Origin of the sequence: Granulicatella sp. 20925_1_45 (genome assembly GCF_041433555.1) — a bacterium.
Lineage (GTDB): Bacteria > Bacillota > Bacilli > Lactobacillales > Aerococcaceae > Granulicatella.
The window spans coordinates 1-12,085 of the sequence record NZ_JAPWBR010000016.1; the positions used below are offsets into that span (position 1 = coordinate 1).

Consider the following 12,085-nt stretch of genomic DNA (forward strand, 5'->3'; position numbering starts at 1 on the left):
GTTGTTGTTGTTGACGTTGTAGTAGTCGTTGTTGTAGTTGTTGTAGTCGTTGTTGTCTCTTCTTTTGGATTCACAATTGTTTTAGTTACAGCGTGATCTGTTCCGAAGTCTTCAACGTTAACGACAGTATCAGCGTCTTTAATAACGAATCCTGCAGGAGCTTCTGTTTCTGTCAAGATATATTTATCTTTTAATAATGCATTAACAGTAATATTACCATTTTCATCAGTTTCGTATTCACCGATTACTTGGTTGTTCGCTTCACGTACTACTTTAAATTTAGCACCTTTAATTGGTTGGTTAGCGTCATCCACTTTATGAACGTTGATTGTAAATACATAACCAACACCGGCACCACCAGCAACTTGAACTGCAGAAGCATTGGTTATTTCTTTAATAACGACACCTTTTCCTTTTAATGTAGCGTCATTCTTTAATAATTCTCCATCTACTGGTTGGTAGTTTAAATGAACGTCATAAGAAATACGGTATTGATCCTCTTCTGTAATATCTCCTAAGTCAATGACAAAAGATTGTCCATCTTCTGCAACTGTAACTTTATGTTGATCAGTCACATCAACACGATTTGAAAATTGCCATTCACCATCTACAAATGCAAATTTACCTTTAATCACCTTAATACTATCTTTCACATAGCTAGCATTTGTAAATTTCAAATGATCTTCTAATGTTACTTCTTTAATATTTTGACGGTTACGGTTCACAGAAATTGTATATGAAACTGTCTTATAGTCAGTATTATTTACCCAGCTTGTCTTTGTTAAAGTTCTTGGGTTTCCATCTCCAATTCCTTTAAAGGTTACTTTACCAGCAACTTTTGTTACAGCATTGACTGTCACAACAACAGGAATTTCACCTTGTTGTGGATGTTTCTTAAAGTCAATACGTGCATAGAAGAAAAACGAACCATTTGTATCAGAATGTTTTTCAACATAGTCTGTATAAGTTAAAGTTAATTTTTTGTTTTCAGCATCTACAGTAGCGTGAGCGATAATTTCATTTGTATTAATATCGCGAATCTCAAAACTACTAGATGTGATAATTAATGCTTCTGGCACAGTAACCGTTGTTTGGTCACCTGCTTTAACATTTTTACCTGCTAAATCATACGTTGCATTAATACGGAAGGTAGCCCATTGCTCTAAATCCCAATTTAGATCTCCACCTTCGTTATTTGAAACATTAACAATTGTAATGGTATCGGCAAATTTACCAGTTACTGAAACTGCAGGTTTAGTTTCTTCAGCAGATGCATTATGAGAAGCTAATGTAAAAAGTGCAGTTAATAAAAATAGTAAGAACGAAAAAATCCCCAATTTTTTCCCGTTTTTGTTCATCGTGCTTTCCTCTTTTCTTATAAAATTGATGGTAAAAATTACCTCTCGTGTTCATTTTATCACATTTAGTTCTTAAAGAATACCTTAAAGGTGAAATTTACCGCGTTTTTTTCATCTTTTTTTCAAAGAATTTTTCCTAAAGCACTCAGAATCATTGAATTTTAAAGCGTTTTAGTACTGTGCTAAATTTAAACTAAATAAAAAATACACAATCATTTTCAGCCTTTCATCCCCCCTAAACATCTCCCTACCTTGACAAGAACACTATTATTACCTATCATTAAGCTATACTTAAGAATGAGGTATTATTATGAATAATGAATCGCAGACGATATCAATCGAAAGCATTCTTCACCAAGCAACTACTCCGTGGTTGAGCTTTATCCTAGCTCCACTTGGTTATTGCTTTATCGGATTGATTCTTGCATTAAGACAACAGCAATTTCAATTATTGCATTTTGTCGTATTATTTTTATTTTTTGTAACTATATATTTACAAGAAAATTCATATCGCAAACTAGCGCTACATCCTGAAAAGAAGAAATGGCCAGTCATTGCATTAACGAATATTATTCTCTTTGCAATTCTCTTCTATTTCTACCAAACAGTCGCTATTAGAGTGGTTCTACTACTCTTTGCCATTGTGTTATTTAATCATACGAATCTGTTTGAAGTGAAGGTAAATGAAGTTTCTTACATTTATCACTCACTGTTAAATGGGATTGCTAAATACTATATCGCAAATTTTGTTACAGTATATGTACTTAGTGGTAATGTAACTTCTGCTATTAGCGCTCAACTCTTCCAATACGTTTTATTTGGACTGTATGTTTCTCATATCAAGACGAAACTCACAGAAAGAAAAGAAGGAAAAAGACATTTCGGACCTGCAGCGGCCATCTTTAATGTATTTCTCAGTCTGTCATGGCTTGTGGGAACAGTCGTTTATTACTTATGGTATTTGAATCATTTAAATATTTTGGGAATTATTTTATTCTCATTATCATTATTAATTCCGATTCTTTACCAAATCCACTTTAGAAAACAGTACACAGTGAATCGATTAATCACTTATCTTCATTGGTATTTAGTCGTAATGTCTGTTTTATACGGATTCTTAATTACAATTTAAATCAAAAAATGGTTGGACAAATGTCCAACCATTTTTGTTTATACTTCTTTTTTACCATAAGCACAAATATCCAATAAAGGACAACTTGCACATTTTGGCTTTCTAGCAATGCAATGATATCTTCCAAAAAAGATCATCCAGTGATGAGCTTTCCCCCATAGATCTTTAGGTAACTTCTTGCAAAGTGTCTCTTCTACTTCTAGAACAGATGCAGATTGTTTCACCATTTGAAGTCGTTTAGAAATTCGTTCTACGTGCGTATCTACTGCAAATGCAGGCAATCCAAACGCGACGCTTAACACAACATTCGCTGTCTTTCGCCCAACTCCTGCTAATTGCACCAACTCTTCTCTTGTTCGTGGAACTTCTCCATTAAATCGTTCAACCAGTTGTTGAGCACACAGTCGAATATTCTTCGCTTTATTTCTATAAAGTCCTAAGGATTGAATACACTCTATCACTACTTCTTCTTCACTATTCGCCAAGGCATGCGCATTTGGATAAATTGCAAACAATTTTGGAGTGACTTTATTCACACCTTTGTCGGTTGCTTGCGCACTTAAAATAGTTGCAATCAGTAATTGAAAAGGCGTTTTATGATCCAATTCGCAATGCGCATCTGGAAACATCTTTTGCATTTCTAGAACTGCTTGTAATGTTTTTGCTTTTGATAACATCTTATCTCTTCACCCAATTCACTAATGGAACTGATTGGTTGGCAGTTTCATTAGGTTTTACTTCCACTTGCGCATTCTTTGTGCGAGTTTCAGACGCAGCTAATTGTTGCGCAGATTTAATTCCTTTGTTTTTCCAGGCTAGTAAAATACGGTCAATATATTTTACATTATGCGCTTGATTTAAGATGGCCTCTTTTAAAGCAGCAACGATTAATTCCTGTGGATATTTATCCTTATGAATCCAACCAGAAATCATTTCAATTTCAAATCCACTTAACTGACGGTTAAACTCTTGCTCGATTAAAGCCAGTACATTCACGTCTTTCTGAGACATTTTTTCTACACTAAAGGAACTTTGCTTAAATAACACTTCTAATTGACGAAGAAGCGGTTTAAAGCTATAGTAATCCACTTTCTTCCCATCTTTTGCTTCTCGTTGTTTAATCTCGAGCACTTGTCGATCCATTAAATGTTGAATGATGCTAAACAATTGTCTTTCATCTATACCAAACTGTATACAAGTTGCTCTTACATCAATAACAAATGACTCTTCCGGATGTCGCTGCATTAACCATGCAATTAATAAGCATTCATCTGCAGTCAATTGCAATTTTCGGTAATTTTGAAGTAGTGCATTCGGAACAGACGTACTGCCACTATAAATCCAATGTTCTTGGAATGTTAATGCCATTTTTTGACCTCCCTCTTTTAAAAAAGAGCCAACGACATAGGTCAGCGGCTCTTTCTTATTCTTTTTATTATGGGTAAATACGGTTTAATAAACGTGGGAATGGAATAGCTTCACGAATATGTTTCGTACCAGCCACAAAGGTTACCATACGTTCTAAACCTAGACCGAATCCTGAGTGAGGAACAGAACCGTATTTACGTAAATCTAAGTAGAATGCATAATCATCTGGATTTAATCCGTTTGATTTAATTCTTTCTAATAATTTATCGTAGTCCGTTTCACGTTCACTTCCTCCGATAACTTCACCATATCCTTCTGGAGCAAGTAAGTCAGCACATAGTACACGACTTTCGTTTCCAGGAACTGGTTTCATGTAGAAAGCTTTAATTTCAGTTGGATAGTTGATCACAAATGTTGGCACTCCAAAGTAGTTTGAAATCCAAGTTTCGTGTGGTGAACCAAAGTCATCACCGTGTTCTAAGTGTTCGTAATCAGTATCTTCATCGTTTTCGTGCGCTTGTAATAAGTCAATCGCTTCATCGTATGTGATACGTTTGAACGGTTCGCTAATGTATTTCTTCAATAATTCAGTGTCACGTTCTAGAGTTTCTAATGCATGAGGTGCACGGTCTAAAACGCCTTGAATTAAAGCTTTCACATAAGCTTCTTGTAAGTCTAATGACTCGTCATGTGTTAAGTATAAATACTCAGCATCCATCATCCAGAACTCTGTTAAGTGACGACGAGTTTTAGATTTTTCTGCACGGAATACAGGGCCGAAGTCGAATACGCGACCGAATGCCATTGCTCCTGCTTCTAAGTATAATTGACCAGATTGTGTTAAGTACGCTGGATCTCCGAAGTAATCTGTTTCGAATAATTCAGTTGAATCTTCAGCCGCATTCCCAGAAAGAATTGGGCTATCGAATTTAATGAATCCATTTTTATCAAAGAACTCGTATGATGCATAAATAATCGCATTACGAATTTCCATAATGGCATGTTGTTTTGTTGAACGTAACCATAAATGACGGTGGTCCATTAAGAAGTCAGTACCATGCTCTTTTGGAGTGATTGGATATTCATGACTCTCCCCAATTAATTCGATATCTTTTACTAATAACTCATAGCCTAATTTAGAACGAGTATCTTCTTGAACAACACCTGTTACAAATACAGAACTTTCTTGAGTTAATCCTTTTGCTAATTCAAAAGTTTCTTCACTTACGTCCGCTTTTACTACAATTCCTTGGAAATAAGCTTTTCCATCACGTAATTGTAAGAACGCGATTTTACCGCTAGAACGTTTGTTAGTTACCCAAGCGCCAATCGTAACGGTTTGTCCAACGTAATCTTTTGCTTGATTCATTGTTATAGTTTTCAAAATATCACTCTTCCTTTACTTATATGATTCAATAAATTCCTTAATTCGATTAGCGGCTTCTCTTAATTCCTCTTCGCTATTAGCACAGCTAAGTCTTAGGAAACCGTTGCATCCAAAGTTCTCTCCGGATACTGTTGCGACCCCTGCTTCTTCGAGTAGTTTTAGGGCAAACTCTTCTGAAGAAGCAACGCCTACGATATGCATGGCTACTTTAACATTCGCGAATAAGTAGAACGCTCCTTTAGGCTTCTCACACTTAATTCCTTGAATATCGTTTAGTAATTCATGAAATACGTCGATTCTTCTTTGAAACTCGTCACGCATTTCTTTTTTTGCGACTTCAACATCTTCGTCGAAAGCTCGAATCGCTGCATATTGTACAACCGCCGCAGGGTTACTTGTTGTGTGACTCGTTAAGTCATTTAAAGCTCTAATAATTCGTTTGGGACCGAATACATATCCAAGTCTCCATCCAGTCATCGCAACTGATTTTGATAATCCATTTATGACTAATGTGTTATTAAAAATCTCTTGGGATAAACTTGCCATACTGATGGAAGGCGCATCATAGACTAACTCGTAATAGATTTCATCTGATACGACAAACACATTATGTTCTAATGCCCAATTTCCAATCGCTAGTAACTCTTCTTTTGTATACAAGAGCCCTGAAGGATTCGAAGGCGCATTGAGTACCAAGAGTTTTGTCTTATCTGTTACATATTCGTTTAGTAAATCCACAGTTAGTTTAAACGAATTTTTTTCTCTAGTTTCAATATACACCGGAACGCCATCCGCTAATTGAATTTGTTCGGCATAACTCACCCAGTAAGGAATTTGAATTAAAACCTCGTCTCCTGGATCTACCAATGTCATAAAGACTGAATATAGCGCAAATTTAGCACCCGCAAAAGTCGCAACTTGCTCCTTTTGCAAATCAATTCCATCTTTACGTTTATGAAAATCACAAATCGCCTGTCTTAACTTATCTAATCCCAAAGCTGGTGTATAATGATCGGTTTCGTGTTTTCTTAAAGCATCAATGGCTGCCTCTGTAATTACTTCAGGAGTATTAAAACCAGGTTCACCAATCGATAAACTAATAATCTTTCTTCCCTGAGCTTTTAGTTCTCTAGCTTTTTGTGTCATCGCTAGAGTTCCTGAAGGCAAAATTTTCGATACTCTATCTGAAATTTTTACCATAAATCACCAATTTCTATATATTCTCAATATCTTTAATCCATTTACCATTTTTCGCTGAAATATAGTAATAACCAATACGTTGATTACTCATACGATAATTGACTTCCCATACAGGTTCCCCGTTTAAAAGGCCAAGTCTTGCTTCAAGCACTTCAACATCTGGTTTATCTTGTAATGTAATAGAACGAGCTTCTTGCTCATTGACCACTGCTGATTGCTGAAGAATTGTAACATCTCCACCTTCTTCAGGAATAATCGCATAGATGGCATTCCCGTCTTTATCTTCACCCATAACAGTGTAATAAGACGCATCCGTATTGTACAAGTAAAACTTCGTTACTTTTGAAAATTCTACGGTTGGTGCCATCATCGTAAGTGCTTCGTTACGTTTTTTAATCTTTGGATCCACACTTACTAAAAAGATACTTGCAGCAGCTAAAAATAATAGAAATAAAGTGAGTAAAAGAATAAACATTGTTCTGCGTTTCATCAATTTCTCTCCTCTACTCTAATTTTCATAGATAATGGTATTATACGCTATTTAAAGCAAAAATACCACCATACATATAAGACGATGCCCTACATATTTTTATTCTTCCCAACGTTTAAACACTTCTTAAATGGTTTCTCTATAACCGAAGCGTTTTCCGGGAAAACACTTTTTACTTTCATCGCATATTTACTAATCGTTGCCCGAACATCTAACAACCAAATTTCGGCACTCTTTTGATGCGGTCTACTAAAACGTCCTAGCCCTTGATACAGTAGAAGAAGCATCATCTTCATCGCGTAATGGGCAAAATAAGAACGCTCTTGCTCTTTCATCTCTAGTTGAATAATTTGTTGAGCCGTTGACACTGGATTTGGGAATGGCAATTTGGTGATTACGAGTGAATCGATGGATTGGCCGCCACTATCAAATCCTTCCCAGAAGCTATAGACACCCAGTAAAATCGCATCATTTCTTTCTTGGAAACGACGTTGGATTCTTCGACCCATTTGAGGTCCTTTTTGAGCCAAAAGTTCAATTTGATGAGCACGGCAAAAGTCTTCTAACAGACTCTCTACTGCTAAGAGCGCTTCAACAGAATGCATCAAGACAAGCATTCTTCCGCCCTTTCGCTCATAAATTTTTTCGATACAGTCTGCAATTTGTGCATGATACTGTTGACTCGAGGAAGAATTTACGGCCACCAAATCATTAGGGATAAATATTTGATGGTCGGCAGTTGCTGCTTTTGTCTCGATCACCGTCAACTTCTCTTTTGCCTCTAACTCATGGAATAACGGTGTAAACGTTGGAATCGTTGCTGAAATTCCAATTATTTGTCTCATCTTCTCTCTAAACTGATGAAAGACCTGAATAACTGGCTTAACTCTTAATAATTCTAGAGTATTTTGACCGTACTGTTCTTTTTCTTCGATGACAAAATAATCGTTGGCCTCCATTTGAAATTGAGAAATAGACTCCATTAGTTCTTTTAATAAATAACTACTTTCTTCAAATAAAGTGGTCTTATCCGCATTGGCTTGCAGTAAATTCATTACGCCAGACAGTGCCTTTTGCATGGCATTCACCATTTCACAGTGGATTGACTCCTTCCACTCACTGGATGTAAATACAAAAGAAGATGACAGTTGTTGTCCACTCTTCAACTCTTCAAACCAAGTTTCATATAAATCACAAATTTCTAATAACTTACGATTCATCTTACGAGAGAGATGTTCCTCTTCTTTTGAAAAATGAAACATCACATTTAAGTGATGATCAGACCATAATTGTTGCAACTCAAATAAATGAGAAAAGTTAACGGTAGTCGTGCCATATTGCTCTAAGGCATGCTCAAACTGCTGCACTTCATCAATCAGTACAACAGGTTTTACACGATGAGCAATCAATGAAGCGTACTGAATAAGGAATGCATGATTAGTAACCACAATTGGACTTTGTTGAACTGAAGCTACTGCCTTGTCCCAATACAGACTTCCTTCCTCATTTGCATCTTTTACCGATATTTCTTTCCATAACGTTACTTGATGAAGTGCTTGATTACACTCCGATAAATCACCTGTTTGCGTCTTTGTAATCCACACGAGTAACCCCATAATAGAAAGGCTGTTTCTTGCACTTCTCTCCTCTTGATACTTGTGAATTGCACGCTTGAAGGCTGTTAAATCAATATAGTGTCTTTGCCCTTTTATAGAAATTACAGGTGTCTTAATCTTTAACTCTGTAATAATTGGAGCGACACTATCCTCCATCAGTTGTTGTTGCAATAGTAAGTTCGAAGTGACTATCCAGATTGGTTTTCTCTTACTCGCTTTTTCAAATGCTGCCAGTAAATAAGCGTATGTTTTCCCTGAACCAGGGCTGGCTTCAATAAAATGCAAAGGTTCGTCAGTTTCAATCAACGATTCTATGGTGGTTATCATCTCACGCTGACTTGCCTTATCTTCTAAGAATCCAGAATCTACTAATTTCTGATAAGCTTCAAGTGCATTCGTTTTTCGTTTAGAAGACTTTAGTTCTACCTCTTTTACGGTTAGAGGTGAAATGACGAAACCTTGTTCTAAAGGAAAAGCTTCTCTTTCTTCTTTTCCTTTTTCTTCTAAAATTTCCTCAAAAATCGTACCCGTATCCCCTAGTAATTCTCCAGAGAATTCGGTTAGCTGTTTCAACGTAATCGTCGACAACTCTCGAAACTTAGTCTTCATTTTTAAGAATAGTTCAGCTGTTGCTCGAGCATCACTGCCTGCCGTATGTACTTGAGTATGACGAATCTCTAGCGTCTCTGTTAAATCACTAAGACGATAACTGAGTGCTGTTGGATAACAAATTTGAGCCAGTTGCACCGTATCGATGAGTGGCACTTCCAATTCTAGACCCAGTGCATCTTTTAAAGCAGACATAATAAAAGGTCCGTCAAACCCAACATTATGCGCGACGAGCGTTCGGTCTTCTAACAGATTAAAAATCGTCATTGCAACTTCATCAAAATAAGGAGCCGTTGCCACATCCGCATTTGTGACTCCTGTTAATAATTGGATTTCGAATGGAATACTTTTTTCAGGATTTATATTCAGTGAGACATACTCAATCACTTCATCGCCATCGATTAATGTACAACCAAATTGGAAAATTCGGTCCCCCGATTCGTATTTTGGTCCTGTCGTTTCCAAATCAATGACCGCATATTTTCTCATTATCCGAACGCTCCTTTCTAAAGAATTCCTACTTAATTAGTTTACTAACTTATTCCTCTTGTTGCAAACAGTAGAAAAGTTTTAAGGCAAAAAAAGAAGCTTGAGCAATGCCCAAGCTGTTTTTTATCATTTTTAAAGTTGATTAAACGGTTTTACCTTTATCAATCACGACTTGTACTTCTTCCGTACCTGTTAAAACAGTATGTTGTTTTACCGTAACATCTTTATCAGCAATCACATACTCTATATGAGCACCTGATTTAATCACGGTATTTGAAAGAATAATACTGTTACGAACAACCGCACCTTCTTCTACGACAACATCACGGAAGATAATACTATTTTCAACCGTACCACGAATCTTCGAACCGTCTCCGAGAATCGAATTCTTCACTACAGCTTTCTTACCATAGCCTGTAGGGACCGTATCTTTAACACGCGTAATCACTTGAGTACCAGAAAGGAATACATCATGAAGATTTTCAAAATCAAGCATATCCATATTTAAGTCATAGTAATCTTTAATCGTATTAACGACCTTCAAGTATCCTTTAATTTGGTATGCAAATACACGTAATGTTTCAAGGTTCTTAGCGATATAGTCACGTAAGATATCTTCCCAACCAAGTGTTAACCCTTTTTTAACAATGCCATTGAATAATTCTTTTGTTAAAATGTAGATTTTCACTTGTGTTGCACATTCATGATCAGATCCGTCGAAGTGATAAAGCGACTCATACACTTTATGATTTTCATCAAAGATAATTTGTGATTCCCCTACTGTTGGTTTGCGGTACGTATACGCAACAGTGATATCAGAACCAGTATCTAAGTGATATTGGAACATTTCTTTGAAATCAATTTTCCCGATAATGTTTGTATCAGCTAAAATTACAAACTCTTCATCTAAATCTTGCGTATACACCATTGTATTGGCTAACGCTTCAATTTTATTTTGCGGGATACGTGTTGATAAGTAGTTTGACATCGGAGTAATAATCTTCAAACCACGGTGTTTACGGTTTAAATCCCAATCTTTCCCTGAAGCGACATGATCCAGTAAAGACTTGTAATTATGATTCGTTAATAATGCAATATTATCGATATCTGCATGTACAAGAGAAGATAGCATAAAGTCCACCATACGATAACGAGAAATTACTGGTAAAGCGGCTGCCGTACGATTTCTGACTAACCCTTGAAGGTCGTCATTTCTATAATTATCTGCAAACAATACACAAAACGCTTTGATCATATTAATTTCCTCCAACTTTCGTATCTTCTTCTACCACTTCGAAATTGCCGATAACGGTAATCATATCTTTACCAAGTTCAATTTCTTCATGGCCTACAGTCACACCGCTTTTTACAACCGTGCCTTCTGCAATAATTGAGTTCACAACTGTTGCGCCCTCTTCAATGACCGCATTCTGCATGATGATACTTCCAAGGACTTTAGAATTTTGAGCAATCGATACTCCAGACGATACAATTGATTCATGGACTTTTCCTAGTACAATTGTTCCATCTGAAATCATTGATTCAGTCACTTCGGCGCTCTCTCCGATATATTGAGGAAGTCTGCCTTCGTGGCGATAGTAAATCTTCCAAGTTTTATCAGAAATATTAAAGTCTTCTTTTCGTTTGATTAAGTCCATGTTTGCTTCCCATAGACTTTCGATAGTACCTACGTCTTTCCAATATCCTGCAAATGGGAAAGCGTAAATACGACGGTCTTCTTCAAGTAACATTGGAATAATGTTTTTACCGAAGTCTTTTTCACTTTCTGGATTTTCTTCATCACGAATTAAATACTCTTTAAGTACTTTCCAGTTAAAGATGTAAATCCCCATCGACGCTTTTGTTGAAACCGGATGTTCAGGTTTTTCCAAGAATTCTACGATGCGTAAATCATCATCCGTATTTAAAATACCGAAACGACTTGCTTCTTCTAGTGGGACATTAATATGAGCAACCGTCAAGTCTGCTTTTTTCTCTTTATGGAATTCAAGCATCTTGTTGTAGTTCATTTTATAAATGTGGTCCCCAGATAAGATTAATACGTACTCTGGATCATACTGCTCGATATACTTAATATTTTGATAAATAGCATTGGCAGTCCCTTTATACCATTCCCCTGTTTTCCCAGCTGTATATGGAGGAAGAATTGTTAACCCTCCGTCTACACGGTCTAAGTCCCAAGGGTTCCCATTCCCCATGTAAGAGTTCAACTCAAGAGGCATAAACTGAGTTAACACCCCAACAGTAGAAATCCCTGAATTTGCGCAATTTGAGAGAGGAAAATCGATGATACGATACTTCCCGCCAAAAGGAACAGCTGGTTTCGCCATATCCTTTGTTAGTACTTGCAAGCGAGTTCCTTGTCCGCCTGCGAGTAGCATTGCTACGATTTCTTGCTTTCTTGCCATACGTCCA

10 protein-coding genes are annotated in these 12,085 nt (G+C 36.6%); 1 reads left to right on the forward strand and 9 read right to left on the reverse strand.

Annotated features, from left to right (window positions below; all coding sequences use genetic code 11):
- Positions 1–1,358 (reverse strand): Ig-like domain-containing protein (locus O3798_RS06140; protein WP_371463944.1); only part of this gene is annotated, 1,358 nt, incomplete at its 3' end.
- Between the two features lie 310 nt (positions 1,359–1,668).
- On the opposite strand from O3798_RS06140, the gene O3798_RS06145 reads away from it, so the two are divergent.
- Positions 1,669–2,490, forward strand: a complete 822-nt coding sequence (locus O3798_RS06145) for a hypothetical protein (protein ID WP_371463945.1) — start codon at positions 1,669–1,671, stop codon at positions 2,488–2,490.
- 38 nt (positions 2,491–2,528) lie between these two features.
- Here O3798_RS06145 and nth read toward each other — a convergent pair whose 3' ends face one another.
- The 8 genes from nth to O3798_RS06185 all read right to left on the reverse strand — a co-directional run bounded on the left by nth (position 2,529) and on the right by O3798_RS06185 (position 12,078).
- A complete protein-coding gene (nth, locus tag O3798_RS06150) occupies positions 2,529–3,167 on the reverse strand; it encodes an endonuclease III (RefSeq protein ID WP_371463946.1) in 639 nt (212 codons plus the stop codon).
- Between the two features lies 1 nt (position 3,168).
- Complete coding sequence (locus O3798_RS06155; protein ID WP_371463947.1) at positions 3,169–3,858, reverse strand: DnaD domain-containing protein; 690 nt, start codon at positions 3,856–3,858, stop codon at positions 3,169–3,171.
- Positions 3,859–3,925: 67 nt separating this feature from the next.
- On the reverse strand, positions 3,926–5,227 hold the full coding sequence (gene asnS / locus O3798_RS06160) for an asparagine--tRNA ligase (protein WP_371463948.1): 1,302 nt from the start codon (positions 5,225–5,227) through the stop codon (positions 3,926–3,928).
- A gap of 30 nt (positions 5,228–5,257) precedes the next feature.
- Complete coding sequence (locus O3798_RS06165; protein WP_371463949.1) at positions 5,258–6,445, reverse strand: pyridoxal phosphate-dependent aminotransferase; 1,188 nt, start codon at positions 6,443–6,445, stop codon at positions 5,258–5,260.
- Positions 6,446–6,458: 13 nt separating this feature from the next.
- Complete coding sequence (locus O3798_RS06170; protein WP_048709893.1) at positions 6,459–6,935, reverse strand: DUF5590 domain-containing protein; 477 nt, start codon at positions 6,933–6,935, stop codon at positions 6,459–6,461.
- An 89-nt stretch (positions 6,936–7,024) separates the two neighbouring features.
- Complete coding sequence (locus tag O3798_RS06175) at positions 7,025–9,649, reverse strand: exonuclease domain-containing protein (protein ID WP_371463950.1); 2,625 nt, start codon at positions 9,647–9,649, stop codon at positions 7,025–7,027.
- Between the two features lie 142 nt (positions 9,650–9,791).
- Positions 9,792–10,904: a glucose-1-phosphate adenylyltransferase subunit GlgD gene (gene glgD / locus O3798_RS06180; RefSeq protein WP_048709897.1), complete on the reverse strand. Its 1,113-nt coding sequence runs from the start codon at positions 10,902–10,904 to the stop codon at positions 9,792–9,794.
- A gap of 1 nt (position 10,905) precedes the next feature.
- Positions 10,906–12,078 (reverse strand): glucose-1-phosphate adenylyltransferase, encoded by a 1,173-nt coding sequence (locus O3798_RS06185; RefSeq protein WP_048709900.1) that lies wholly within the window; start codon positions 12,076–12,078, stop codon positions 10,906–10,908.
- Positions 12,079–12,085 lie beyond the last annotated feature (7 nt).

Excerpts from the sequence above, each read along its gene's own strand:
- O3798_RS06145 (WP_371463945.1), top strand. The coding sequence starts at position 1,669 with ATGAATAATGAATCGCAGACGATATCAATCGAAAGCATTCTTCACCAA.
- nth (WP_371463946.1), bottom strand. The coding sequence starts at position 3,167 with ATGTTATCAAAAGCAAAAACATTACAAGCAGTTCTAGAAATGCAAAAG.
- O3798_RS06155 (WP_371463947.1), bottom strand. The coding sequence starts at position 3,858 with ATGGCATTAACATTCCAAGAACATTGGATTTATAGTGGCAGTACGTCT.
- asnS (WP_371463948.1), bottom strand. The coding sequence starts at position 5,227 with ATGAATCAAGCAAAAGATTACGTTGGACAAACCGTTACGATTGGCGCT.
- O3798_RS06165 (WP_371463949.1), bottom strand. The coding sequence starts at position 6,445 with ATGGTAAAAATTTCAGATAGAGTATCGAAAATTTTGCCTTCAGGAACT.
- O3798_RS06170 (WP_048709893.1), bottom strand. The coding sequence starts at position 6,935 with ATGAAACGCAGAACAATGTTTATTCTTTTACTCACTTTATTTCTATTA.
- O3798_RS06175 (WP_371463950.1), bottom strand. The coding sequence starts at position 9,649 with ATGAGAAAATATGCGGTCATTGATTTGGAAACGACAGGACCAAAATAC.
- glgD (WP_048709897.1), bottom strand. The coding sequence starts at position 10,904 with ATGATCAAAGCGTTTTGTGTATTGTTTGCAGATAATTATAGAAATGAC.
- O3798_RS06185 (WP_048709900.1), bottom strand. The coding sequence starts at position 12,078 with ATGGCAAGAAAGCAAGAAATCGTAGCAATGCTACTCGCAGGCGGACAA.